The organism is Streptomyces sp. YIM 121038 (assembly GCF_006088715.1).
In the GTDB taxonomy this organism is placed as follows: domain Bacteria; phylum Actinomycetota; class Actinomycetes; order Streptomycetales; family Streptomycetaceae; genus Streptomyces.
Genome location: NZ_CP030771.1, coordinates 5,259,960 through 5,285,161, shown reverse-complemented (window position 1 = coordinate 5,285,161; position 25,202 = coordinate 5,259,960). Strand labels below are relative to the sequence as shown.

At 72.1% G+C, this 25,202-nt stretch carries 23 protein-coding genes and 1 pseudogene; 10 read left to right on the top strand and 14 right to left on the bottom strand.

The window, feature by feature from the left end:
• Positions 1 to 195: 195 nt before the first annotated feature.
• The 7 genes from C9F11_RS22555 to C9F11_RS22525 form a co-directional block, all read right to left on the bottom strand.
• Positions 196 to 777, bottom strand: coding sequence for a Uma2 family endonuclease (locus C9F11_RS22555; RefSeq protein ID WP_138960984.1), 582 nt, complete (start codon positions 775 to 777; stop codon positions 196 to 198).
• Positions 778 to 827: 50 nt separating this feature from the next.
• Positions 828 to 1,766: a hypothetical protein gene (locus C9F11_RS22550; protein WP_138960983.1), complete on the bottom strand. Its 939-nt coding sequence runs from the start codon at positions 1,764 to 1,766 to the stop codon at positions 828 to 830.
• 336 nt (positions 1,767 to 2,102) lie between these two features.
• Positions 2,103 to 4,772 carry a tetratricopeptide repeat protein gene (locus C9F11_RS22545; protein ID WP_138960982.1) on the bottom strand — a complete coding sequence of 890 codons (2,670 nt, stop codon included), beginning with the start codon at positions 4,770 to 4,772 and terminating at the stop codon, positions 2,103 to 2,105.
• Positions 4,773 to 4,778: 6 nt separating this feature from the next.
• The gene (locus C9F11_RS22540) at positions 4,779 to 5,096 is read right to left on the bottom strand and encodes a trypco2 family protein (RefSeq protein ID WP_138960981.1); all 318 of its coding nucleotides are present in this window, start codon (positions 5,094 to 5,096) and stop codon (positions 4,779 to 4,781) included.
• Between the two features lie 74 nt (positions 5,097 to 5,170).
• Positions 5,171 to 5,851 (bottom strand): DUF5063 domain-containing protein, encoded by a 681-nt coding sequence (locus C9F11_RS22535; protein WP_138960980.1) that lies wholly within the window; start codon positions 5,849 to 5,851, stop codon positions 5,171 to 5,173.
• Positions 5,844 to 6,443 (bottom strand): recombination mediator RecR, encoded by a 600-nt coding sequence (gene recR / locus C9F11_RS22530; RefSeq protein WP_138960979.1) that lies wholly within the window; start codon positions 6,441 to 6,443, stop codon positions 5,844 to 5,846. Before recR ends, C9F11_RS22535 begins: the two co-directional genes overlap by 8 nt.
• 102 nt (positions 6,444 to 6,545) lie before the next feature.
• Positions 6,546 to 6,887, bottom strand: a complete 342-nt coding sequence (locus tag C9F11_RS22525; RefSeq protein WP_138960978.1) for a YbaB/EbfC family nucleoid-associated protein — start codon at positions 6,885 to 6,887, stop codon at positions 6,546 to 6,548.
• A gap of 268 nt (positions 6,888 to 7,155) precedes the next feature.
• On the opposite strand from C9F11_RS22525, the gene C9F11_RS22520 reads away from it, so the two are divergent.
• Entirely contained in the window at positions 7,156 to 7,953 is a 798-nt protein-coding gene (locus tag C9F11_RS22520) for an SLATT domain-containing protein (RefSeq protein ID WP_249401838.1), read from the top strand.
• 54 nt (positions 7,954 to 8,007) lie between these two features.
• Here the strand turns inward: C9F11_RS22520 and C9F11_RS22515 are convergent, their stop codons facing one another.
• From C9F11_RS22515 to C9F11_RS22500, 4 genes are all read right to left on the bottom strand, one after another.
• Complete coding sequence (locus tag C9F11_RS22515; protein ID WP_138960977.1) at positions 8,008 to 8,658, bottom strand: hypothetical protein; 651 nt, start codon at positions 8,656 to 8,658, stop codon at positions 8,008 to 8,010.
• 209 nt (positions 8,659 to 8,867) lie between these two features.
• Positions 8,868 to 11,387: a dolichyl-phosphate beta-glucosyltransferase gene (locus C9F11_RS22510; protein WP_138960976.1), complete on the bottom strand. Its 2,520-nt coding sequence runs from the start codon at positions 11,385 to 11,387 to the stop codon at positions 8,868 to 8,870.
• Positions 11,384 to 12,121 (bottom strand): GntR family transcriptional regulator, encoded by a 738-nt coding sequence (locus tag C9F11_RS22505; protein ID WP_138960975.1) that lies wholly within the window; start codon positions 12,119 to 12,121, stop codon positions 11,384 to 11,386. The genes C9F11_RS22510 and C9F11_RS22505 overlap by 4 nt, the downstream gene beginning before the upstream one ends.
• A gap of 127 nt (positions 12,122 to 12,248) precedes the next feature.
• Positions 12,249 to 13,607, bottom strand: coding sequence for an aspartate aminotransferase family protein (locus C9F11_RS22500; RefSeq protein ID WP_138960974.1), 1,359 nt, complete (start codon positions 13,605 to 13,607; stop codon positions 12,249 to 12,251).
• A gap of 406 nt (positions 13,608 to 14,013) precedes the next feature.
• Between C9F11_RS22500 and C9F11_RS22495 the strand changes: the two genes are divergently transcribed.
• Together C9F11_RS22495 and C9F11_RS22490 are read left to right on the top strand one after the other, a co-directional pair.
• Positions 14,014 to 15,213, top strand: a complete 1,200-nt coding sequence (locus tag C9F11_RS22495) for an AAA family ATPase (RefSeq protein ID WP_138960973.1) — start codon at positions 14,014 to 14,016, stop codon at positions 15,211 to 15,213.
• A 35-nt stretch (positions 15,214 to 15,248) separates the two neighbouring features.
• The gene (locus tag C9F11_RS22490) at positions 15,249 to 15,863 is read left to right on the top strand and encodes a DUF4276 family protein (protein ID WP_171075817.1); all 615 of its coding nucleotides are present in this window, start codon (positions 15,249 to 15,251) and stop codon (positions 15,861 to 15,863) included.
• 506 nt (positions 15,864 to 16,369) lie between these two features.
• Here the strand turns inward: C9F11_RS22490 and C9F11_RS49960 are convergent.
• Positions 16,370 to 16,921, bottom strand: a complete 552-nt coding sequence (locus C9F11_RS49960; protein ID WP_346347332.1) for a hypothetical protein — start codon at positions 16,919 to 16,921, stop codon at positions 16,370 to 16,372.
• Here C9F11_RS49960 and C9F11_RS49955 point away from each other — a divergent pair.
• Positions 16,856 to 17,041 (top strand): annotated as a pseudogene (locus tag C9F11_RS49955) (ATP-binding protein); the annotation flags it as partial. The gene C9F11_RS49960 and the pseudogene C9F11_RS49955 overlap by 66 nt on opposite strands.
• A 102-nt stretch (positions 17,042 to 17,143) precedes the next feature.
• On the opposite strand, the gene C9F11_RS22480 reads toward C9F11_RS49955, so the two are convergent.
• Positions 17,144 to 18,022 carry a VTC domain-containing protein gene (locus C9F11_RS22480; RefSeq protein ID WP_249401837.1) on the bottom strand — a complete coding sequence of 293 codons (879 nt, stop codon included), beginning with the start codon at positions 18,020 to 18,022 and terminating at the stop codon, positions 17,144 to 17,146.
• Positions 18,019 to 18,378 (bottom strand): DUF4956 domain-containing protein, encoded by a 360-nt coding sequence (locus tag C9F11_RS48730; protein ID WP_249401836.1) that lies wholly within the window; start codon positions 18,376 to 18,378, stop codon positions 18,019 to 18,021. The genes C9F11_RS22480 and C9F11_RS48730 overlap by 4 nt, the downstream gene beginning before the upstream one ends.
• A 311-nt stretch (positions 18,379 to 18,689) precedes the next feature.
• On the opposite strand from C9F11_RS48730, the gene C9F11_RS22465 reads away from it, so the two are divergent.
• The 6 genes from C9F11_RS22465 to C9F11_RS22440 all read left to right on the top strand — a co-directional run bounded on the left by C9F11_RS22465 (position 18,690) and on the right by C9F11_RS22440 (position 25,058).
• Positions 18,690 to 19,280, top strand: a complete 591-nt coding sequence (locus C9F11_RS22465; RefSeq protein ID WP_138960970.1) for a DJ-1/PfpI family protein — start codon at positions 18,690 to 18,692, stop codon at positions 19,278 to 19,280.
• Positions 19,277 to 19,744 (top strand): helix-turn-helix domain-containing protein, encoded by a 468-nt coding sequence (locus C9F11_RS22460; RefSeq protein WP_138960969.1) that lies wholly within the window; start codon positions 19,277 to 19,279, stop codon positions 19,742 to 19,744. Before C9F11_RS22465 ends, C9F11_RS22460 begins: the two co-directional genes overlap by 4 nt.
• Positions 19,745 to 19,919: 175 nt before the next feature.
• Entirely contained in the window at positions 19,920 to 20,825 is a 906-nt protein-coding gene (locus C9F11_RS22455; RefSeq protein WP_138960968.1) for a hypothetical protein, read from the top strand.
• A gap of 33 nt (positions 20,826 to 20,858) precedes the next feature.
• Entirely contained in the window at positions 20,859 to 21,389 is a 531-nt protein-coding gene (locus C9F11_RS22450; RefSeq protein WP_138960967.1) for a carboxymuconolactone decarboxylase family protein, read from the top strand.
• A gap of 84 nt (positions 21,390 to 21,473) precedes the next feature.
• Positions 21,474 to 22,793 carry an MFS transporter gene (locus tag C9F11_RS22445; RefSeq protein WP_138960966.1) on the top strand — a complete coding sequence of 440 codons (1,320 nt, stop codon included), beginning with the start codon at positions 21,474 to 21,476 and terminating at the stop codon, positions 22,791 to 22,793.
• 273 nt (positions 22,794 to 23,066) lie between these two features.
• Positions 23,067 to 25,058 (top strand): serine/threonine-protein kinase, encoded by a 1,992-nt coding sequence (locus C9F11_RS22440; RefSeq protein WP_138966849.1) that lies wholly within the window; start codon positions 23,067 to 23,069, stop codon positions 25,056 to 25,058.
• Positions 25,059 to 25,202: the final 144 nt, after the last annotated feature.

Below are 25,202 nucleotides of genomic sequence, written 5' to 3'. Positions count from 1 at the left end.
TCGGCTCAGTCTAACGAGCGGCCGAATTCAGCCCCGGGAGTATCAGATCGTGAGATGTCCCGCTCACGCCTTGATCACCCGGCGGCTCCCTGTCCTCCGGCCGCTCCGAAAACTCCACTGCCCGCTCCGGAGCGGAGCACTCCGCAAAGTGGGGTGGGTCACAGGGGCGCGCGGGGCCACTGAGGGGGCTCTGCCTCAGTCGGCGTACTCCTTGAGCTTCTCCGTGTCGAGGGCGAAGCCGACGGGGTCGGGCAGCTCGACGGTCTCTCCGAAGGACCGCCTGATCACGCTGCGGTACGTACCGCCCTTCGGCTCGGCGTGCACGATGAGCTCGCTGCTCTCGCGGTCGACGAGCAGGTACACGGGGATGCCCGCGGCGGCGTAGGCGCTGGGCTTCTCGACGCGGTCGCGCTGGTCGGCGTCGCGGTCGTGCGAGGTCACCTCTACTGTCATGAGCACTCCCTCAGGGGAGGCCCATTCGCCTTCCTGGCCGACGAAGTGGTCCAACGGCGCCAGAGCCCCGTCCGCACGGGCACGCCCGCTCCGGTACGTCGGAATCCTGAGCCCCTGCTCCGGGTAGAGGGCCAGCTCCGGCCGATGCTGCATGCACTGCCGCAGCAGCCACATGACGATGGCCCCGTGAAGCTGATCCGGCACGGGCTTGACCTCCACTTTGCCGTTGATGAATTCGAGCGCCACCGTCTCGGGCGCCACGCGGGCGAGTTCCTCGAAGTCCTCGACCGACATCTGCGAACGCTCCTCGGAGCTGGGGGTCATGGCGTCGCCTCCTCGACTCCATGGTGCCCGCACCGGCGCGTACGGCACGCTCATCCGCGACTCTTGGGCGCGAAGCCCGCCGCGAGCCGCACCTCGTCGGCGCGCAGGGGCACGGCCTCCGGCCGGGTCGGGGCCGCCAGGAAGGTGTCCGGGACCACGCCGGGGACGACCTGGTCCGGCTCCTCCGCCAGGCACTCCGCGCGGCAGTCCGCGCAGAGGCCGTTGACCAGCTCCGTGGTCGTCTCCGGCTCCTCGCAGAGGCCGCAGATCATCACCGCGCGGGTGACGCGGGCCCGGAGCCGGGTCTTGCCCGGCGCCTTGGGCAGCTTGGGGGGCATCTTGTTCTCCAGTCTGTTGCGGGTGAGGCCGCCCGGGTTGGTGACGGCTTCGGGCAGGCCAGTGGTCAGGGCCTCGGTGATGTCGGTCGGGGTCGCACCCCGCGCCAGCCACTCGGCGGCGAGGGGTTCCAGTGCCCGGCAGTCGCGCTCGGACAGGGCGAGCCGCCGGTCCGCCGCGCGGAGCCGGGCGAGGGTGTCGCGGGCCGCGCCGGCCTCCGGCTCGGGTTCTGGCGCCGGCTCGGGCTCAGCTTCCGTTGCGGTTTCCTCGTCCACCCGTGCCAGACCCGGCCTGTACTGGTCCGTCACGTCCCGCCCGTGCCGCTCCCGCACGAACTCCGCCCACCACTCCGGGGACCTGGGCTCCCGCGACCAGTACGTCCTGGTCACCCACCGCATGGAGTTGTCCTCGACGGTGAGGTGTTCCTTGATCCAGCGCAGGTGGCCCGCCTCGATCAGGCGGCCCATCGACGTACGGACGGCCTGCTGGCCGTAGCGGGGGTGCTCGGCGGCGATGGCCTTGTGACCCATCGCCGCGCCAACAGCGATGAAGGTCGCGATCTCCGCGTCGCGTGCGCTCAGGTGTGCGAAGTCGGCTTCGCTGTGCGGGGTTTCGTCACCCGCGTGACGTTTGCCGTAGCCCGTCTTGGCCATTGGGTGGGACGGGGACGGCAGGGCGGGATTAAGCTGTGAGTAAGCCACGATCGACTGCTTCTCGATTCGTCGGACTAGGCCCTGGTACCGGTGCGCCAACACCGGCCGGGGCCGTTTCTTTGCCGCGAACCTAGGGCGGCTTTACGTTCCGACGCAAGCTGACCACGGAACGTCACCCTGACGGGTGACGCTCCGTTCAACTCCCTTAGGGGATGGGTTGGTTGGGTCTCACTTCAACCAACCAGACCCAGGGGAAGAGCTCGGATCCCGGAGCTTGAGCCCCGGGCCGAGCTGCGGAAACGAAGGGCTTCCCGATGGCCACGGCGGGGCTGCGGGCTAGCGGACGGCAGGGTTCGCGGACGGGGGGCCGGTCTGCTCCACCACCTCGGCCAGACTGCTCCGGACACTCCCTGTCAGCCCGTGCCCGTCGCCCAGCGCCCGGACGCAGACGTCCAGCGTCCGCTCGAGCAGCGCGATCGCTCGCGCCGGGTCGCCCGCCGCCTGGTGGACGCGGGCGAGGTGCAGCTGCGACCGCAGCGCGTCCGGGTGTTCTCCGCCCAGCGTCCGCGCGCGATCGGCGACCGTCTGCTCCAGCAGGGCCACCGCGCGCTCCAGGTCTCCCGCGGCCTCACAGCAGTACGCGACGTTGCTGCGCACGACATGGGTGAAGGGGTGATCGCAGCCGAGCACGCGCACGCAGTCGTCCAGCGTCTCCTCGAACATCGGGGCCGCACGCGCCAATTGCCCCGAGAGGAGGTACGCGTCCGCGAGATTGTTGCGCGAGAGCAGGGTGCTCAGATGGTCGGAGCCCAGGAGGCGCGTGCGGTCGGACAGGTTGCGCTCGTGCAGCGGGGTCGCCCGCTCCAGGTCCCCCGCCGACTGATAGGCACTCGCGAGGTTGTTCCGCACGATGAGCGTGTGCGGATCGTCGTCGCCGCTCACTTCGATCCGGGCCGTCAGCGTCCGCTCCAGCAGCGCGATCGCCTCGTCCAGGTCCCCCGCCGCCTCGTACGCGCTCGCGAGGTTGTTGTAGGCGGTCAACGTGCTGGTGTGCTTCTCGCCGAACAGGCGGGACGAAGCGTCCACGGAGCGGTGCAGGAGTGCGATGGCCCGGCCCCGCTGCCCCTGACCCGCCAGGTACTGCGCCCACTCGTTGAGGGCGAAGTCCGTGTCCTCGGTGTCGTCGGCGGGGTCGACCGCGTCCAGCAGGGCTTCGACGTGCGGCAGCAGGCGCCGCCAGCCGGGCCAGCCCGCGACGTTGAGGCGCGGGTCGAACGGCAGGAAGTGCCGCAACGCCGCTGCCGCCCCGTCCCGCGCCCGGGTGATCCGCTCCGGTGCCCGGTGCGGGTCCTCGGGTGAGACCGTGCGCGCCACCCGCTGGACGAGGCGGTGCACGCCCAGCGTCCCCCGGCCCAGCACGATCAGGTTGTAGTCGGCGAGCAGCCCCAGGAGTTGGGCCAGGTCCAGCTCGTCCTCGGCCAGCTTCGTGAACAGTTCCCGGGGGATCTCCGTGGGCGCGTACCACGCGGCCATGCGCAGGAGGTCCACGGCGCGGGGGTCCGTAGCGTGCACGGCGTCGAGGGTGATGCGCCAGATCCGGGCCACGGTCCGCATCGGGTCCGTACCGCCGGGCGCGGCGGCCGTCGTGCGCTCCGGATACCGCCGGAGCATGAGCCGGTACTCCCCCAGCGTGCTCCCGGTCTGCGCGACGAAGGCTCCCGCCTGTTCCAACGCCAGGGGCAGATGGCCGAGTTCCTCGGCGAGGGCCCGTGCCTCGGCCTCGGCCTCGCCGTCGTCCGTCAGCCGGGCGAGGAGGTCGAGCGACGCGCCTTCGTCCAGGACCGGCAGGGCGATCGGGGCACCCGGCCAGCCGCTCCGGTAACGACTGGTGATCAAGTACCTTCCTGAGGAGCGCAGTTGCCCCGTCACCGTCGCCACGTCCTCGGGCCGCTCCACGTTGTCGAACACCAGGAGCCAGCCCGGGTGCGTCTGGAGCCAGCCGACGGCCCAGTCCGCGGCCTGGGTGGTGGTGAGGTCCGAGGCGGCGGCCCCCTGGACGCGCAGGGCGAGGGCAGCGAGACTCGCCTCGATCAGATCGGGGCTGTCCGAGCGGATCCACCACACCAGGCGGTACGTCCCCACGTGCGCGTGGGCGTAGTGCAACGCCAGGGTCGTCTTGCCGACGCCGCCCAGGCCGTGCAGCGTCTGCGTGATGGTCTGGGAGTCGGCGGCCAGGGACCGCTCCAGCTCGGCGAGCACGTCCGCACGGCCCACGAAGTGGCGGGACGGCAGCTCGGGGAGGTTGTTGAGTCCGGGCGGGACCTCGATGCCGTACGCCGTACGCGCGGGCGGCACCTCCGCGGTCAGGGGCTCCAGGAGCAGCTCGCCCACCGCCCGCGCGAAGCCGGGCCGGGCCGCGAGCGACTCCACCGACACCGCCGTGAGCTGGTTCGCCTCGTAGTCCCGGGCCCGGTCCGTGGTGAGGACGCCGATCAGCCGCCCCTGCGCGAACAGGGCGGCACCGGAAGCCCCGGCCCAGCGCCCCTCCCCCTTGCTCGGCGCGGCGACTCCGTCGACGTACACCGTGATCACGCCGTGCGCCTTCAGCCCCGTCAGGGTCTCGACGTGCCCGCGGACCTCCTTCGTGTCCCGGACGCCGTCTCGTACCTCCGAGCGGGGAAAGCCGACGGCCAGACACGAGAGCCTGCCCTCCGTCGGGGGAGCCGCTCCGCCGACGCGGCCCCATCTCACCGGCTCGCCTCCCGGTGGCGGCGGGCACCCACCCACGAGCCGGACCAGTGCCGCGTCCGGGGCGTCGGCCTCCACGACCGGCCAGAGCACCTCGGCCCGCGCCCACGCCTCGCCCCCGAGGAGCCTGACCTCCACCTGCCCGGCGCCGTGCACGTTGTGGAGTGCCGTCAGGACCAGGTGGTCCGCGACGAGGTAGCCGGAGCCGGACAGGCCCGCCTCCGGGTTCCACAGCTCGACGACCCGTCGTACGTCCATCGCGCGCTACCGAGGGCGCCCCTGGGCGTCAGGGTCGCCGATGACGCGGTCCTCGCCCGCGTCGTCCACCGGCTGGAGGGTCACCTTGAGGCGGTGGGTCGTGCCGGTCGAGCGGGATCCCTTCGCCTCCGCCCCGAAGGGGAGCACGAAGACCTTCGCCCGTGCCTCACCCTCCTTGCGGACGTCGACGGCGAACTCCAGCTCCACGGGGCCGGTGCGGAACCGCACGGTCTCGTCCCGGCCCGCTTCCTCCGCCCGGAGCAACTCCGCGCGCACCGCGCCGATCGCCTCCGCGAGCCCCGCCCAGGATGTCTCGTCCGCCACCAGCAAGCCCCCTCACCACACGGCAGTAGGGCGCAGCGTAACGCCACGCGCCGCCCGGGGGCCCGGGAAGCGGGCTACTGGACGGGCCGCAGGCCCAGTGGGCCGGCGATCTCCTCGGCCATGACCTTGCCCGCGGCCTCCTCCAGGGTCTCGTCCGTGAGGTCCTGGTCGGTGTCGAGGCCGTTGAGGTCCTCCAGGGGCTGGTTCAGCCGGACGTGGGCGACCAGGGACTGGAGGGCGCGCAGGGACGCCGACGCCGTGGAGCCCCAGTTGGAGAAGTAGGAGAACTGCCACCACCACAGGGCCTCCGTGGTGCGGCCCTCGCGGTAGTGGGCCAGGCCGTGGCGGAGGTCGGTGACGACGTCGGCCAGGTCGTCGGAGATGCGGCAGGCGACCGGGGCCTTGCGCGGCTCGTAGGGGTCGAAGACCTCGGAGTAGACGTCGATCGGGTCGAGCAGGACGGCCAGGCGCTCGCGCAGCTCGTCCACGTCGCCCTCCGGGCCCAGGTCCGGCTCGTAGCGCTCGTCGGGGACGATGTCCTCGTGCGCGCCGAGGCGGCCCCCGGCCAGGAGCAGCTGGGAGACCTCCAGGAGGAGGAAGGGGACGGCCGAGTCCGGCTCGGCGCCCCGGGCGACCTCCGTGACCGCGACGATGAAGCTCTCGATCTGGTCGGAGATCTGGACCGCGAAGTCGTCCGGGTCCTGGGACGCGGCGTGCACCAGCGTCTTCGGCTGCGGCTCAGGTGACTTAGACATCTAGGAGTCGTCTCCCCTCGAAAGCGCGGCCCAGGGTGACCTCGTCCGCGTATTCCAGATCTCCCCCGACAGGGAGTCCGCTGGCCAGGCGGGTGACCTTCAGGCCCATCGGCTTGATCATGCGCGCGAGGTACGTCGCCGTGGCCTCGCCCTCCAGGTTCGGGTCCGTCGCCAGGATCAGCTCGGTGACCGTGCCGTCGGCGAGGCGCGCGAGGAGTTCCCGTATGCGCAGGTCGTCGGGGCCCACGCCCTCGATGGGGCTGATGGCGCCGCCGAGCACGTGGTACCGGCCCCGGAACTCGCGGGTCCGCTCGATCGCCACGACGTCCTTGGGCTCCTCGACCACACAGATGACCGAGGGGTCCCTGCGGGGGTCGCGGCAGATCGCGCAGAGCTCCTCCTGCGCCACGTTCCCGCAGGTCGCGCAGAAGCGGACCTTCTCCTTCACCTCCAGGAGGGCATGCGCCAGACGCCGGACGTCCGTCGGCTCCGCCTGGAGGATGTGGAAGGCGATCCGCTGCGCGCTCTTGGGACCGACGCCGGGCAGCCTGCCCAATTCGTCGATGAGGTCCTGGACCACGCCTTCGTACAACGGACTGCCTTTCCTGCGGGTTTCCGGGGTCAGTGTTCGGGTGTCAGGGGGCTTTGATACGTACCGTAGTTGGCCGCCGGGCGACCTGGAAGGTAACGGCGATTAGAACGGCAGGCCGGGGATGCCGCCGCCGCCCAGGCCCTGCGCGAGCGGGCCGAGCTTCTGCTGCTGGAGCGCCTGCGCGTTCTCGTTCGCCGCGTGCACGGCGGCCACGACCAGGTCCGCGAGGGTCTCCGTGTCCTCGGGGTCGACCGCCTTCGGGTCGATCACGAGGGCGCGCAGCTCACCGGAGCCGGTGACCGTGGCCTTGACGAGGCCGCCGCCCGCCTGGCCTTCGACCTCGGTGCGCGCCAGCTCCTCCTGCGCCGTCGCGAGGTCCTGCTGCATCTTCTGGGCCTGCTGGAGCAGCTGCTGCATGTTGGGCTGTCCACCACCGGGGATCACGATCAGCTCCTGGTGTCGGTCGAGTGCGTACGACGTGCTTGTCGGGCGGGTTGACGCCTGGCACGAGCCTACGTGGTGACGGAGGCGAGCGCCCCGGCACTCCCGGCGGCACTCTTTCGGGTGAGATCGACGGTGCTCCTATACCTGATCAAGCACCCCTTCCAGGAGGAAAAGCCGTGAAAACGGCCGCATAGCCACCCATTGGGCGGTAGGACTTGTGCTCGCGCAGAGGCACCGTCCATTACGTTGCGTCACTTATGCGGAACTTATGCGGAAGCCGAGGGAGTGCCGGGTGAGCCACCACCAGCCGGAGATGCAGCCTGAGGGGGTGCCCCATGGGCACGAGGCAGGGGCGGGGGCGCCGGGCGGCGCGGGTGGCGGGCTCGGGGGTGCCCCGGGCGGCCGGGAGTTTCCCACGGGCGACTGGGGCGAGCCCGCGGCGCGGCTCGACGAGCTGTACCGGTGGGTGGAGCGGGGTGCGCTCGACACCGCCGGGTGGTACCTGCGCGACCGCGTCCGCAAGCGGCGCGGGGCCCGGATCCTGCGGGGCGGTGCCGCGCTCGGGGCGCTCGGGGCCGGGGTGCTGCCGCTCCTCGACCTCGTCGGGGCGGCGGGGGGCGTGGCCACGTGGGGATTCGTTTCGCTGCTCGCGGGGGTCGCGTGCGTGGGGTGCGACCGGTACTTCGGGTTCACGTCCGGGTGGATGCGGGACGTCGCCACCGCGCAGGCCGTGCAGCGGCGGTTGCAGGTGCTGCAGTTCGACTGGGCGTCGGAGAGCGTGCGGGAGGTGCTCGGGCCGACGGAGGGGACCGCGAGCGAGGCGGCGGAGCGGTGCCTCGGGGTGCTGCGGAGGTTCTCCGACGACGTGACCGAGCTGGTGCGGGCCGAGACCGTGGACTGGATGGTGGAGTTCCGCGCGGGGGCCGCGCCGCTCGCCATGCAGACCGGCGGGGGCGGGGCCGTGCCGGGCCCCGCCCGCGAGCCCGGCGCGGCCCCCGGCCGCTTCCCCCTGCCGCCCGGGGCCCGGCCGAACATGCCGCGCCAGCGGCCGCCGGAGCCGCGCTGAGGCGAGGGCCCCACACGGCGCGGTGATCCGCCGCGGCAGCGGCACGGCCGGCGGCTAGCTGTAGATGATCATTGAGCCCTGGGCCAGGCTCCGGGTCGTGGCCGCGTGGAGGCCGAGCCACACGTGGCGTTCCCGGGCGAACGGGCTGGAGTCGTGGGGCGGCGGCGGAGCCGGTTCCTCCAGGGTCGTGGGGGACCGGGGCGGGGCCGGGGGCAGCGGCGGGTTCGCGGGGTCTATGCCGAGGGACGGCGCCACGAACTCCAGCTCGCGCAGGAGCGCGTGGGAGGAGCCGAGCGGGCCCCCGCCCGCGAGCAGCTCGTCGTTGGCGAGGGGCGCGGGGAAGTCCACGGGCACGTACGCCCCGGCGTGGTCGTAGTGCCACACCAGGTGCGACTGCTGGGCGGTCGCGTCGAACATCTCCAGGAGCTGTTCGTAGTCCCCGCCGAGCTCGTCGACCGGAGTGACCTCAAGGCCGCAGACGCGCAGCAGGTACGCGCGCCGCAGGAAGTGCAGCGCGTCGTAGTCGAAGCCCGCGACCGGTGCCACGTCGCCGGACAGGCCCGGCATGTACGCGTAGACGGGGATCGTCGGCAGCCCCGCCTCGGTCAGCGCCTTGTCGTACGCGGCGAGTTCCTCCGCGAAGGGGTTGTCGGGGCTGTGGCACAGCACATCGACGAGCGGGACGAGCCACAAGTCGCAGGCCAAGAAGGGCTCCTCGGGTCAGAACGTCGAACGTCGGACGACGCGGGGGTTCGGACGGGTCGGGTGGGGGGTCGGTCGCGCGGTCGGGACGGACAGGAAGCACGGGCCGGACAGGAAGGCCGGGACGGACAGGAAGAGTGCGGGTGGACGAGGTGGCGGGCCGGGGGCGGACAGGTGGTGGACGGGCGTGCGGGGGCGCACGCGGGGGTCGGCTACCGTGCGTGTTGTTCCCGCAGCGTAGTGGCAGCGGGGCCGCTCGTACTCCCCCCTTGCACGTCCCAGATCCACACCCCGTCTACCCACTTTCCGCGCTGTCCAAGAAGATCGTCGAGCGTGCTGCGCAGCGCCGCGTCGGCGGCCTGCGGGGCGAGCACGACGACGCCCGCGTTCCAGTACCGCAGGTCCTCGCGCACGGCCCGCCGCCAGGCGTCCGTGGCCCGCACGGCGCGGCCGGTGCCCCGGATGTCGCGCAGCAGGTTGGAGGTGTTGCGGGGCGGGGCGCCGTAGATGCCGACGCGGTCCAGGCCCCAGGGCCCGTTGAAGTACCCGCCGGGGAGCCGGAAGCCCAGGCCCGCGGTGGTCTGCCAGTGCAGCGCCTCCGCGTAGCCGGGGTCGGGCAGCGGCACCGGGACGAGTGTCTCCCCCGCCGCCGTGTCGACGTACCGCTTCCAGGTGCCGTCGGCGATGAACGCCGGGACCTCGATCCGGTCCACGGCCTTCAGGGGCAGCGGCACGAGGGGCAGCAGGGCGGCGGCGACCGCGCCGAGGCCCGCGTACCGCAGGACGGCGGCCCGGGTGCGGCCCGTGGCCGGGGCCCACGCGGGGACCCACGCCGGGGCCCGCCGGGTCCGCTCCACGAGCCCCTCGATCGCGAGCGCGACGAGCATGCCGAGCGCCGGAGCGCACACCATCGCAACGCGCCCCTCGATGACCGACTCGAACAGCGGCCGGTCGGAGAGGAGGGCCCACGGACCCGGCAGGACCACGTCCGTCAGCGGGATCCGGAACTTCGGGCCCAGGGACAGGAACGCCGCCGCGACCGCGGTGAACGCGAGCGCCTTGACCGCGGGGCGCCGCCACAGCCACACCGTGATCGCGAGGGCGAGGACGACCAGCGGCCAGCCGTAGAAGGCGTTCTGCTCGGTCGGGTTCATCGAGAGCGAGGCGGCGGTGTCCGCGTCGCCCGCGAGGGAGCGCTCGGCGAAGGACAGCAGGGCGAGCGGGCTGTTGCCCGCGTCGTCGCCGTGCAGCACGCTCTTGTAGCTCTGCGGCCCGAAGAACTGCCACCACAGCGGGAAGGCGACCAGCGGCAGACAGACGCCGATGCCGATCGCCAGGCCCCGCGCGAGGGGGCGCCAGGCGGCGCGCGCGACATCGCGGCGCACCACCGCGTACGCGACGGTGAAGAGCACCATCCCCAGGGCGGCGAGCAGCAGCGGCTCCTCGCCGAGGAAGATCTGGTACGTCGTGAACAGGCCGAGGACGACGCCGTCCCGTACGACATGACGGCCCGTGCACAGGCGCAGCGCCCGGTCGACGATCAGCGGGATCATGAACAGGACGATGAAGTTCGGGTGCGCGTGCGCGTGGCTGACCATCGGCGGCGCGAAGGCGGCGAGCGCCGCGCCCGCGGCGGCGGCCCCCCGGTGCCGTACGAGACGTCGGCGGATCAGCCAGTACCAGGCGGTCGCGGTGGCGGCGAGGCCCAGCGTCATCGCCACGTTCAGACTGACGGCCGGGCCGAACACCCAGGTCACGGGGGCCAGCGGGACGGACAGGCCGAGCATGACCGTGTTGGCCATGAGGTTCACGCCGTCCGGGGCGTTCTGGAAGGTCGTGAACAGGGGGTTGTCGAGGTGCCTGACGTTGTGGGCGGTGACCTCGAAGAACCACTCCCACTGGTTCTGGTCCTGGAGGGCGTGCGGCAGGTACCGGGTGTCCGGGGAGATCCAGCGCCGCGCGTACAGGGCGGTCGAGGCGATCAGGAACAGGGCGGCGACGACCAGGTCGGCGGGGCGCAGCGCGCGGGCGCGCAGCGCGGTCAGCTCGGCCAGGACGCGGACGTAGTCCGTGGGCCGCACCTTGGAGCCCTCCTGGTGCGACCACCGCACCGGCACCTCGGCGACGGGCCAGCCCCGGGTGCGGAAGTGGTGCAGGATCTCCACGTCGATGCCCCAGCCGCGCAGCCGGGCCGAGGCGAAGGCCGCGCGGGCCCGGTCGCCGTCGAACAGCTTGAAGCCGCACTGGGTGTCGCGGATCCCGGGGACGGCGACCGTGCGTATCAGGAGGTTCCCGCCCCGGCCGAGCAGCTCGCGCAGCCGGTGCTGGTGCACGCCGATGGTCGCGCCGGGGCGCGCCCGGGAGCCGACCGCCGCCGCGTTGCCTTCGGCGAGGGCCTTCTCCAGGGCCTCCAGCTCCTCGATGGGCGCGGCCAGGTCGGCGTCCGTGACCAGGACGCGGCGGCCGTACGAGGCGAGGACGCCCTGGCGCAGGGCGTGGCCCTTGCCGCGGTTGCTCTCGCCGCGGATCAGCTGGATGCGGGGGTCGGCCGCGGCGGCCGCGGCGGCGATCTCCGCCGTGCGGTCCGTGGAGCCGTCGTCGACGACGATCAGCTCCCACGCCGGGGGCTGCGGGGCCGCGTCCAGATAGGCGCGGACGGCCTCCAGGGTGGGGGCGAGGCGGCGTTCCTCGTTGAAGGCGGGGATGACGACGCTGAGGTCCACGGCGGTCATCCGGAAGCCCGCCCGTCGTCCCCGGCGGCCGGGTTCCCGTCCGTGGCGGCCAGGGTCTCGATCAGGGCGAGCGAGTGCGCGTTGTACTCGACGACGATGGCGTGCGCGGTGAGCGGGTCGCGGCGCGACACGGCGTCCACCAGGTCGGTGTGGCGCGACCACAGGCGGCCGCGCAGATCGCCGCCGCGCTCCGCCTCGCGGCGCAGGTGCGGGACCGCGCACACCCAGGACTTGACGCGCAGGCGGTGCAGGAAGTCGGCGAGGTAGGCGTTGCCGAAGAGGGCGCTCAGCTCGCGCCAGAAGCGCAGGTCGTAGCCGATGAGGACGGTGAGGTCGCCCGCGGCGGCCGCTCGGGCGGCCTCCTCGCCGCGGCGGCGCACCGACACGAATCCGGCCGGCGGGACGGTGCGGCGCTCCGCCGTCACGGCGAGGTCGCGGAAGATGCCGTCCGCGACCAGGCCGCGGGCCTCGATCATGCCGCGGTAGTCGGCGAGCGTGTGCTCGTGCACGCGGAAGCCGCGGTGCTGCACGGAGTCCAGGAGGCCCTGCGCGGAGAGGTTCACGAGGGCCTCGCGGACCGGCGTTGCGGAGACGCCGTACTGCTCGGCTATCTCCTTCACCGTGAACTCCTGCCCCGGTATGAGGCGGCCCGCGAGGATCTCGTCGCGCAGGGCGTCGGCGATCTGCTGGCGCAGGGTGCTGCGGATGACGGCGGGGCCGTCGGCTCCGGGCATGGTGGGTGGCCTCCCCCTGCGAGGTCTGGTGCGGCTTCGCTCGACGACGTACCGGCGTCGTCGCTTACGAGCACGTCAGACTACGCGGTCGGGGTTCCGCCGCCCGAGCCACGCCCGGCCGCGGGGCTCAGGCCACGTGGGCGTCGGCGATGTCCAGGGCCCGGTCCAGGGCCGCGAGGCCGTCCTTCGCCTCGGCGTCCGTGATGGTGCACGGCGGCACCACGTGCGTGCGGTTCATGTTCACGAAGGGCCACAGGCCGTTCGCCTTCGCCGCGGCGGCGAACGCGGCCATGGGGGCGTTGGCCTCCCCGCTCGCGTTGTAGGGGACGAGGGGCTCCCGGGTCTCCCGGTCCCGGACGAGCTCCAGGGCCCAGAACATGCCGACGCCCCGCACCTCGCCCACGCTCGGGTGCCGCTCGGCAAGGGCGCGCAGGCCGGGGCCGATGACGTCGGCGCCGACGCGCGCCGCGTTCTCGACGACGCCCTCGTCCGCCATGACGCCCAGGGTGGCGACGGCGGCGGCGCAGGCCAGCGGGTGGCCGGAGTAGGTGAGTCCGCCCGGGTAGGGCCTGCGGGCGAAGGTCTCGGCGATCGCCGACGAGATCGCCACGCCGCCCAGCGGCACGTACCCGGAGTTCACGCCCTTGGCGAAGGTCAGCAGGTCCGGTACGACGCCGTCGTAGTGGTCCACGGCGAACCAGGCGCCGGTGCGGCCGAAGCCCGCCATGACCTCGTCCAGGATCAGGACGATGCCGTGCCGGTCGCACAGCTCGCGCACGCCCGCGAGGTAGCCGGGCGGCGGGGGCATGATCCCGGCGGTGCCCGGGATCGTCTCCAGGATGATCGCCGCGATGGTCCCGGGCCCCTCGAAGGCGATGGTGTCCTCCAGGTGCGTCAGGGCCCGCTCGCACTCCTGGGTCTCGTTCTCGGCGTAGAACGGGGACCGGTAGAGGAACGGCGCCCAGAAGTGCACGACGCCCGCCGACGCGGTGTCGGACGGCCAGCGGCGCGGGTCACCGGTCAGGTTGATCGCGGCGGCGGTGGCCCCGTGGTACGAGCGGTACGCGGAGAGCACCTTGGGGCGGCCCGTGTGCAGCCGGGCCATGCGGGTGGCGTTCTCGACGGCCTCGGCGCCGCCGTTGGTGAAGAAGATCTTGTCCAGGTCGCCCGGGGTGCGCTCGGCGATGAGCCGCGCGGCCTCCGAGCGGGCCTCGATCGCGAACGCCGGGGCGAACGTGGCGAGCTTCCCCGCCTGCTCCTGGATCGCGGCGACGACCTTGGGGTGCTGGTAGCCGATGTTCGTGTAGACGAGGCCGCTGGTGAAGTCGAGGTAGCGGTTGCCCTCGTAGTCCCAGAAGTACGAGCCGTCCGCGCCGGCCACCGCGAGCGGGGTGATCAGTTCCTGGGCCGACCAGGAGTGGAAGACGTGCGCGCGGTCGGTTGCGGCGACCGCTGCGCCGAGCTGGGGGTTGGGCTGAGGGGTCATGGGGGCGAGGGTAGGTGTCTCTGCACTAGGCCAGACATGGGCGTCCTGTCTGGTCCAGACGCGAGAACGCGACAGCTTGTCTGGGACACGGGCGCCGTACGGCCTGCAAGCGACCCGCCCGCGCGTACCTTCAGTACCAGAGTGAAGGTCGCGTAGCCCCGGCGGACAAGACAGACGAGTCAACCAGCCGCCGTCTACGCTCGAAGAACTGCGTCGACCGTTCCCCTTTCCACGCTACTTGCTGACTACTTGCCAGTTCAGCACCAGCCGATGCAGCGGGCAACCTACGATGAAATGATCAGGGCCGAGGATCTGGCGGTGAGTCAACTCTCTTCCACTGCAGCACTGGCCGGGTAGCTCCCCGAAAGGGCAAGGTAGGAGCATTCCAATCCGCAGAGGAGCCTTCATGCGCCCCCCCGTAATCGAAGCAATTAAAATCGAGAACTACCGTGCCCTGCAGGACGTTGAGATCAAGAAGCTCAAGCCGTTCACTGTACTGGTCGGGCCGAACGGAAGTGGCAAGTCTACCCTCTTTGACGTATTCGCTTTCATGGAGACTTCATTTACGATCGGAATCCGAAATGCATGGGATAGGCGCGGAGGATTGCAGCAACTGAGATCTCGAGGCACGAGTGGACCCATTGCCATTCAGATCTCCTACCGGGAGGAGCCTAAAGCAAATCTCTTGACGTATCGCCTGGAAATTGATGAGGAACGCGGCCGACCGGTAGTCAGCCGAGAATGGCTGCGGTGGACAGCTGGTGCAGCACAAGGTCGACCTCGCCACGTCCTGGATTTCCAAAATGGCTCCGGTTACGTGGTCAATGAAGCCACAGGAAAGAAATCTGAAGAAGTCCTCGATGGCCCAGACAGGCTTGCTGTAAATGCACTGGGGCAGTTCAAGTCACATCCACGCGTCGCAGCACTGCGACGGTTCATCTCGGGATGGTACCTCTCCTACTTGTCAGTGGCAGAGGAGCGCAAGTCCCCAACAGCTGGACCACAGGAGAGACTTTCCCAGTCGGGCGACAACATCAGCAATGTCCTTCAATACTTGAAGGAAAACCACCCGGAACGCCTCCAATCGGTCATGAAAGCATTGCGGGAGGCAATTCCCACGCTGGATCGCGTCGACTACGAGACTTCACCTGACGGCCGACTCGTACTTTTTATCAAAGATTCCCCATTCTCGGATCCAGTTCTCGCCAGCAATGCATCCGATGGGACTCTCAAACTCCTCTCCTATCTAACGCTCCTCTACGGCCCCGACCCGGCTCCTTTCATCGGAATCGAAGAGCCCGAGAACCATCTGTACAGTTCGGTACTTCCGGGACTTGCGCAACAATGTCGCCAATCGAGCGAGAGATCCCAAGTACTCGTTACGACACATTCGCATGAATTCGTCAATTCATGCAAGCCTGATGAAGTCATCGCACTGTATCGCGGCGCGGACGGCTATACACGAGTGGTCCGTCCCAATAACCTCCCTCTGGTGGTCGACATGCTCGATCAGGGCGCTTTGCTCGGAAGTCTTTGGCAGGAGAGCTACTTCGAGCAGCTGCCAGAGCCGAAGACTCCTGTCGCAGACCTGGGGGAGCGCGCATGACACGAAAGTCACGCAACCAGAATCCTGAGTCAAGCGTGTCACTCGAACTGCTGGTGGAGGAAGAATCTGCAGCAGAGGCCCTCAGACCACTTCTGTCAAAGCTCCTCGAAGGGACGAAGGTCCGGGTCGGAATCAGAAGGTTCCGGGGAAAGCCTGATCTTCTGAAGAATCTCCCTGACAGACTCCGCGGTTACGCGGCTGCTCGACGGCGGGGTGCCGATATCCGCGTCGTAGTCCTAGTGGATCGAGATAATGATGACTGCACAGCCCTCAAGAAGAAGCTTGATGACATCGCCGAAAAATCTGGACTGACTCCACATGGTCGCCGAGGAGCGAATCATTCCTTTCAGGTTTTGAATCGAATCGCAGTGCGCGAGTTGGAGAGTTGGTATTTCGGCGATTGGGAAGCAGTGAGGGCGGGGTTTCCGAAAGTTCCGAAACAAGCCCCTCACGCCTACCGAAGCAACCCTGATGCAGTAGCAGGAAAATGCTCGGACACTTTCGAGAAGGTCCTTCACGCCAGCGGAGTCAAGATCGCATCAAAGCCTGAATGGGGCCGCCGAGTGGGGCCCCACCTGAACTTGGAGAAAAACAGATCTCCTAGCTTCCATGCCTTCGTTACCGGCGTACGAACAATCGTCTCGTCGTAATTTTCAAGAGTCAGCCGTCATCAACGACAGCCGGAGAAGCCGGTCCTGAGGCCTGGTCACAGTAAATCCTGGGCATCAGGCCCTCCTGCTCCTCGTCGTCGGAATCAATCTCCATGAGGGCAGCGGTAGCTGGGCCCCGTGGGACGTCGTTGATGTGATAGCCGCCAGTCGGGCTCCAGGAGATGAGGTACACGGCCCCACCGAGCCAATCGCAGTCGCGGTGCCGCCGGTGAAACGCACGGTGGATCGTTCAGGGTAGGCGGCTCGTGTGCCGGATGGAGGCCGCCTGTGCTGCGTCTGTTCACAAGAGCGATCCGAATCCGGCGAAGGCGAGCCGACCTGCGTCCTTGTACCGGGCCCGTCCGGCAAGGCCGACGTCCCCGCCAGCGCTCTGCGCACCGCCCCTCGCCCAGCGGACGGCTGTGCACCGCGCCCTCACCGTCCGCCCACCCCACCGTGCCTGCGGCACATCACCACTTCCGCATCCGCCCACCCTGGTGCGGGCCCTACGGGACACGCCGCGGTGACGGGCATGGCGGGGCGCGACGCGGGGTCTGGCCAGGACCGCCGACCGGCTCACCGCCGGGGACCTGTCGGCCCGCGCCGCCCCGGAGGGGCCGCCGGAGCTGCGGCTCGTCGCCGCCGAGCTGAACCGGCTCGCGGCCCGCATCGACGACCTGCTCACCGCCGAGCGCGTCACCGCCCGCGAGAACGCCGCCGACCTCGCCCACCGGCTGCGCACCCCGGTGGCCGCGCTGCGGCTCGACGCGGAGACGCTGCGGGACCCCGAGGAGGCCCGGCGCATCGCGGCGGACGTGGATGCCCTCGCGCGCGGCGTCGACGACGTCATCCGCACGGCCCGCCGTCCGCTGCGCGCCACCCCGGGCGCGGACCTGGCGGCGGTGGCCCGCGAACGCGCCGCGTTCTGGCAGCCGTTGGCCGAGGACCAGGGACGCCGCGGCGACGTCGACACCCCGGCAGGCGGTCTGACCGTGCCCGTCCCGTACGACGAACTCGCCGCCTGCCTCGACGCGTTGATCGGCAACGTGCTCGACCACACGCCCCAGGGCACCGCCTACCGCGTGAGCGTCACCACCGGCCCCGACGGCCGCGCCCGCCTCACCGTCGGCGACGACGGGCCCGGCTTCCCCGACTCCTGCGCCCGGGCCGCCGCGCGCGGCACCAGTGGCGGTGGGTCGACGGGCCTCGGCCTGGACATCGCCCGGCGCAGGACGCGGGTGGCTCGTTCGCCGTCGGGCGCCGCCCGACCCGGGTGGTCCTCACCTTCCCCCGCCCGGCGCGTCCGGACCGCCCGGATCCGCCGGATCCCCCGGACCGCCCGGGTCCGCCGCCCCTCCCGGAACCCCCGCCGCCCGCGGGAACGCGACCCGCACCGCCCGCGCCCAGCGGTTGATCCCCAGTTCCGGGCGCACGGCCGCCAGGCCGCCGCAGTACTTGGTGAACTCCGCGGCCCGCAGCCCGTACCGGTGCAGGACCCGGTCCGCCTCCGTCAGCTTGCCGCGCGTCTTCGTCTCGACGAGGACGAGCCCGCTGTCGGCCGTCGCCGTCCGGCCCGTCGCCACGTCCCGTACGACGAGGGCGGCGTCGCACGTGACCCGCTGGCCGTCGGCCACGAACGTCGCCCGGCGGTAGTGCGTGACCAGGGAGGGCGTCAGGGACGTCGGCGCCTCCACGCCGTACGAACCGCGCAGCACCCCGGCGAGGAAGCCGCGCCGGGTGTCGTCGAGCGCGTGCGCGTCGCCCTCCATGCGCTGGCGGTGCTTGACGGTCTCGCCGCGCCCCGTCTTCAGCTTGATCTCGAACTGCCGCTCCCCGCTGTCCTGGTAGACCCGCTCCCGGATGCGGTAGCGCAGCCTGCGGCCCTGGCGGTGGTCGTGGAAGGTGCCGAGGCCCGGGGTGTCGTAGTACGTCGAGTGGTACCCGAAGCTGCGGCGGCCGCCGATACTCAGCGCCCGGAAGGGGCCGCCGCGTCTGCGCGGGTCGGTGAGCAGCGCGGCGAAGTCCTCGAAGACCTCGACGGGGACGAGATAGCCGTGGTCGTAGCGGGCGAGCAGCTCCGCGCGGGCGTTCAGCTCCGCGAGCGAGAGGGGGTGTGCGGCGAGCGCGGCGCGGCTCAGGGCACGAAGGGCAGGGTTCACGCGAGCTCCTTGCTGAGGCGTGCGGCCGGTCGTGACGTCGTGGTCGTGGTCGTACTCGTACTCGTACTCGTACTCGTACTCGTACTCCGAGTGAACGGCCGGGAGCCCTCCGTGAGTTCCGACTGTCGGAAGCGGACTTCCAGGACCATGAGGTCGCGGACGAAGTCCACTTCGTGGAGGCCGCCGCCCTCGGCCTCCGACAGGGCCGCGACGACCGAGAACAGCGCGACGTTCAGGGCCGGATACGCGAGCACCAGCTCGCGCCCGTGGTGGCGCGGATAGAAGACGGCGAAGGTCAGCAGCGTGACGGCCAGGAGGTCGAGGCCCAGATGGGCGGCGAGTGCCTGCGGGTCCATGCGCCGGACGCCAGGCGGGCGCGGGTCAAGGGGGCCCCTGGCGGGCGTTAAGGCTCCCCGGGGCCCGGCGCCGCCCCGGCCCCGGCCTCGGGCTCGGCCCCGGGCTCGGGCTCGGCCCCGGGCTCGGGCTCGGCCCCGGGCTCGGGCTCGGGCTCGGCCCCGGGCTCGGGCTCGGGCTCGGCGCCACCGTCGCCACCGTCGCCACCGTCGCCACCGTCGCACCATTGACAGCGTACTGTCGTAATGACAGCATGCTGACATACCCACTCGGGCACGGGCCCGGGTCCGGGAGTCCGGCACTGGAGGTCACCATGGACAAGGCCGTTCACCTCGCCGTCTACGACACGTTCGCCGACTGGGAGACCGGGTACGCCACCGCGTTCCTCGCCCGCACCGGCCACACCGTCCGCACGGTCGCCATGACCGCGGAGCCCGTCACCAGCATCGGCGGCGTCCGCGTCGAGCCCGACCTCACGCTCGACGCGCTGCGGCCCGAGGACAGCGAGCTGCTCATCCTGCCCGGGGCCGACCTGTGGGACAGCGGGGACGGCCTCGCGCCGTTCGCCCGCGCCGCCGGGGCCTTCCTGGACGCGGGCGTGCCGGTCGCCGCGATCTGCGGGGCCACGGCGGGGCTCGCCCGCGAGGGGCTGCTCGACGAGCGCGCCCACACCAGCGCCGTACCGATGTACCTGGCCGCGACCGGGTACCAGGGCGCGGACCGGTACGTCGCGTCCGACGCCGTCACCGACGGGGACCTGATCACGGCGGGACCCACCGAGCCCGTCGCGTTCGCACGCGAAGTCCTGGGGCGCATGGGCGCGTTCGAGGGCGAGCGGCTCGACGCCTGGTACCGGCTGTTCCACGACTCGGACCCGGCCGCGTACGAGGCCCTGAACTCATGAGCCCCGCGACCGGCGGCGAGCGCGCCGCCCAGGACCTGCTCAGCCGCACCGCGCTCGGCGTCTTCCGGCTCAACGGCCAGTTCCTCGCGGTCTCCGAGGAGCTGGCCAGGCCCGCCGGGCTCACCGCCGCCTGGTGGCAGGTGCTCGGCGCCGTCCTGCGCGAGCCCCTGCCGGTGGCGGGCATCGCCCGCGCCATGGGCATCACCCGGCAGAGCGTGCAGCGCGTGGCCGACCTGCTCGTGCGCGACGGCCTCGCCGAGTACGCCCCGAACCCCGCGCACCGCCGCGCCAAGCTCCTGAGCCCCACCGACGAGGGGCGCGCGGCCGTCGCGAAGATCGGCCCGGGCCACGCGGACCTCGCCGCCCGGCTCAGGGACGCGCTGGGCGCCGAGCAGTTCGAGCAGACCGCCCTCGCCCTGGAGCGGCTCTCGACCGCCCTGGCCGAACTGGAGCCGCCTCACTGAACTCCCCCCGGGCCCTTCCGGCACTCCCACCGCCATCCCCTGCGGCACCCCTCGTGGAATTTCTCCCTTCGAGGCCTCGCCATATACCCCCCAGGGGTATATGGTCATGATCGTAGTCCTGAACGGGCGACGCCAGCAGGCCGCCGGAAGGCGCACCACGACCATGGGAGATGTCATGCAGAACCACACCGGCCACGACCACGCCAGCCACGACCACGCCAGCCACACCGCTCACGGCGACCACGCGGCCCACGCAGCTCACGGCGGGCATGGCGGTCACGGCCACCACGGCGGTCACGGCGGTCACGGCGGCGCCCAGCCCGGCGGGCTCGCCGTCTCGCAGGACGGGTACACCCTCGAACTCGACTCGACGGTCCTCGGCGCCGGTGTGCAGCCGGTCGGCTTCCGGGTGGTCGGGCCCGACGGGCGGGCGGTGACCGAGTACGTGGCCGAGCACGAGAAGGAGCTGCACTTCATAGCCGTACGACGGGACACGGCCGGTTTCCAGCACGTGCACCCGGTGCGGGACGAGCAGGGCACCTGGAGCGTCGAACTGGCCCTGGAGCCGGGCGACTGGAGATTCTTCACCGACGTCCACCCGGTCGGCCACGACGGCACCATGACGCTGGGCATCGACGTCGCGGTCGCCGGTCCCTACGACCCGCGACCGCTCCCCGAGGCCACCGGGGTCGCACGGATCGGCGCGTACACCGTCACGCTCGACGGCACGCTCCTGCCCGGTGAGACGAGCCAGCTGACCCTCACCGTCAGCAAGGACGGCAGCCCCGTCACCGACCTCCAGCCCTACCTCGCCGCGTACGGACACCTGGTGGCCCTGCGGGTCGGCGACCTGGGCTACCTCCACGTCCACCCGGAGGGCGCGCCGGGCGACGGCACCACCGCGCCGGGGCCCGAGATCGCCTTCATGGCCGCCGCGCCCTCGGCCGGGACCTACCGCCTGTACCTGGACTTCCAGCACGAAGGCGTCGTCAGGACCGCCGAGTTCACGGTGCGGACCGGCGGGAGCGCCGCCCCCGCGGGCCACCCGCACGGCCACCACGCCCAGCACGCCCACCACTGAGCGCGTGAACGCACCGCGCAGGAAGGGAGCGTCATGCCCCGCCTGACCCCCCTCACACCCGACACGGCGGTCGGCGCCTCGCGCGACCTCCTGGCCGACCTGGTCTCCCGCCACGGCCACGTCGGGGCCATGGTCTCCACGATGGCGCACTCCCCGGCCGTCCTCGGCGGCTACCTCCAGCTCAGCCGGGCCATGGGCCGGGCCAAGCTCGACCGCGGGATCAGCGAACGGATCTCCATCGCCGTCCAGACCGTGCAGGGCTGCGGGCTGTGCCTGGACGCGCACGTCGGCGCCGCCCGCGCCCTCGGCATCGACGAGGCGGAGATCGAGCGGGCCCGCACGGGCACCTCGGCCGACCCCGCGATCGCGGCGGTCGTCGCCCTCGGCCTCCAGGTCCACCGCGAGCCGGCGTCGATCACCGACGACCAGATCGCCGCGCTGCGCGCGCACGGCTACAGCGACCGCGCGATAGCCGACGTCGTCGGCGTCGTCGCCCTCAACGTCCTCACCGGCGCCTTCAACCTCCTCGCCGGCCTCACACCGGGGAGCGACACCGGTGCGTAGGGAAGACACCCCCGTCTGTCTCCGCGGGGCACGGCCGCCACCGCGCGGCCGGGCCCCGCCGCATGGACACGGAAGGAACCCGCCATGCGACTGTTCGCCATCCGCGACTACCGCCGCCTGTTCGGCGCCCAGGTCATCGCCCTCTTCGGCACCGGACTCACCACCGTGGCCCTCGGGCTGCTCGCGTACGACCTCGCGGGGCCGCGCGCCGGTATGGTCCTCGGCACCGCCCTCACCATCAAGATGGTCATGTACGTGGTCATCGCCCCACTGGCCGCCGCGTACGTCGACCGGCTCCCCAGGAGACGGTTCCTGGTCCTCCTCGACGTGGTCCGCGGCGCGGTGGTCCTGGCCCTGCCGCTGGTCACCGAGGTCTGGCACGTCTACGTCCTGATCGGCCTCCTCCAGGCCGCCTCCGCGGCGTTCACCCCGACCTTCCAGGCCGTCATCCCCGACATCGTCACCGACGAGTCCGCGTACACGCGCGCCCTGTCCGCCTCCCAGGTCGCCTCCACCATGGAGAGCCTGCTCAGCCCCGTCCTCGCGGCGCTCGCCCTGACGCTCATCAGCTTCGACCGGCTGTTCCTCGGCACCTCCGCCGGATTCCTCGTCTCCGCCCTGCTCGTCCTGGCGACGCGCGTCCCCGACGCCCGTCCCAGCGCCCACACCAGGGCGTGGGACAAGGCCGCCTCAGGCATCAGGACCTTCTTCAGGACACCGCGGCTGCGCGGCCTCATGGCGCTCAACCTCGTGGTCGCGGCGGCCGGTTCGATCGTCGTCGTCAGCACCGTCAACCACGTCCGCGACGCCCTGGGCGGCTCGCAGTCCGACGTCGCCTGGATGCTCGCCGCCTCCGGCACCGGCACCCTCGTGGCCGCCCTCGCGCTGCCGCGCGTCCTCGACCGGATCGCCGCCCGCACCGTCATGACGACCGGCGCCGCGGTCCTCGTCGGCGCCACCGCCGCCGCCGTGTCGCTCAGCGCGCTCGACCTCGCCACCTGGACCGGTACGGCCGTCGTCTGGGCCACCATCGGCATCGGCATGGCCCTGGTCATCACCCCGACCGGCAAGGTCCTGCGCGCCTCCGTCGCGCGGAACGCGATCCCCGAGGCGTTCGCCGCCCAGTTCTCCCTCTCGCACCTCGCCTGGCTGATCACCTACCCCGTCGCGGGCTGGCTCGGCACGGCCGCGGGCACCACCCCCGCCTGGTCCGTCCTGGCGGTGCTCGCCTCAGCGGGAGCGGCCGGCGCCCTCCTCCTCTGGCCGCGCCACGAGGGCCCCGCAGCCGTCGGGCCCGGAGCCGTCGGGCCCGCAGCCGTCGGGTCCGGAGCCGTCACCACGCCCGTGGCACCCGCCCCGCACGCGCCCGGCACGGACCGGTCCACCCTGTCCAAGGCCGCGTGAGGCCCCGCGTACAGTGCTCTCGCGCACCGCGCCGCGCCCGGCCCCGCAACGGGGACCCGGGCGCGGCGCGGCCGCTCGCCGTCTCACGGATGGGTCACAGATTCCGTCGACGGCTGCGCGGAAGACGCCCATGATGTGGGCTGTACGAACCGGAGAAGTCCCTGCTGGACGACGTGGACGATCCGTAGACTTCTCTGTCTGTTGTACGGCGGACACGCGCAGTGGCCGCCGGAAAGTGGCTGGAATCTGGGGGAGGACGGCGCCGCGATGGCCATGGAGAAACTGGGCCCGGGGGAACCGCAGCGGATAGGCGCCTACCGCCTGCTCGCGCGGCTCGGCGCGGGCGGCATGGGGCAGGTGTACCTGGCGCGTTCGGGACGGAACCGCACGGTCGCCGTCAAGCTGGTGCGCGAGGAGCTCGCCGCGCAGGAGGAGTTCCGCAGCCGCTTCCGGCAGGAGGTGCAGGCCGCGCGGCGCGTCGGCGGCGCGTGGACGGCACCGGTGCTCGACGCCGACACGGAGGCCGCGATCCCGTGGGTCGCCACCGGGTACGTCGCCGGGCCCTCGCTGCAGGCCGTCGTCTCGCACGACCACGGCCCGCTGCCCGAGCGGTCGGTGAAGATCCTCGCCGCCGGGCTCGCGAACGCCCTGAAGGACATCCACGCGGCCGGGCTCATCCACCGCGACCTCAAGCCGTCCAACGTCCTGGTGACCATCGACGGCCCGCGCGTCATCGACTTCGGGATAGCCAGGGCCCTGGAGACGGTCACCGACGGCGGCCTCACCCGCACCGGGGCGCTCGTCGGGTCTCCGGGGTTCATGGCACCCGAGCAGGTGCGCGGCGACCGCGTCACCGAGGCCGCGGACGTCTTCTGCCTGGGGTCCGTCCTCGCGTACGCCGCGACGGGCCTGCTGCCCTTCGGCACGGCCAACAGCGGTGTGCACGCGCTGATGTTCCGCATCGCCCAGGAGGAGCCGGACCTGGAGCCGGTGCCGGAGTCGCTGCGCGAGCTCATCGAGCACTGCCTGGCCAAGGCGCCGGGCGACCGGCCCTCGCTCGACGACGTGCTCGACCGGACGGGCGCCGAGGACACGGTCTTCGAGGGGAAGTCCCGGGAGCCGTGGCTGCCGGGAGCCCTGGTCGCCCAGCTCGGGCGGCACGCGGTGCGGCTCCTTGAGGTCGAGGACCCGGAGGCGGAGCCTCCGGCCGGGGGCGCTGATCCGGGCGGGGCCGCCGGGGCCGCCGGTCCGGCCGGGGCCGCCGGAGCCGACGCGGCCGTCGCGGGAGCCGGAGCCCCAGCCGCCGCGGGAGCCGGAGCCGCCGCGGGAGCCGTCGCGGGAGCCGAAGCCGCAGCCGCAGCCGCCGGGCCCTCGCCGGAAGCGGAGGGCACCCCGCCACCCCTCCCCGCGACCCCGCCCGGCGCCCCCATCAAGAGCGACACCCCGCCCCCGCCCGGCGTGCCCGGCCAGGGCTCCGTCGACCGGCTGCCGACCATGGTCAGCGGAGCGCCGCCCGCGCCCACGCCCGCCGCCCCCGGCGCCACGCCCCCGCCGGGCCACACCCCCGCCTACGCCTACCCCCACCAGCCCGCGGGCCCCGCGGGACCGGCCGTCTACGGCTACCCGCATCCGCAGGCGCCGTACGGCACGGGCACCGGCACGCCCCCGTACGGCCCGCCGCCGCTCGACCCGCCGCGCCGCAGCGCCCGGTCGACGGCCCTGCTCGTCGCCGTGGCCCTGATAGTGGCGCTCGGCGCGGGCGGCACCGTGTACGCGGTGATGAAGGGCGACGGCGACCCGAAGGCGCACGGCGAGGGCAAGGACCGCAAGAACTCCGGGCCCAGGACGCCGGGCACGCCGTCCGACTCCGCGGGGCCCGCCTCGCCGACGCCGTCCCCGTCCGCGTCCGCCGGCGAGGGCACCGTGCCGGACAAGTACCTCGGCACCTGGAACGGCACCGTGTCCGGCGAGGCCGGGACCAGCACCCGCCGGCTGACCATCCAGCAGGGCGAGGTCGGCGACACCGTCCTGTCCCTGACCGCCGACGGCCCGCTCAAGGGCGGCGGCACCTACCACTGCGTGTTCCAGGGCACCCTGACGTCCGCGTCCGACAGCGAGCTCCAGATCTCCGGGACCGAGGTCACCGTGGGCCCGCCCCGCACCTGTGAACCGGGCGCCCCCAGCGTCGTCAGCATCCTGCCGAGCGGCGAACTGCACCGGGTCAACACCGACGGCGGCAAGGCGCTCACGTACTCCAAGGGCTGACCCGGCCGCACCGCCGCCCGGTCCCCCCGTAGGCCGGGCGGCGGCTCCCCCACGGCGATTCCAACCCGCGGCGGCGTTGTCCCGCACCCCCCGCCCGTGCTCCGGGACAAAATCCCGGGACAAAACCCGGAGCCCCGGTTTTGG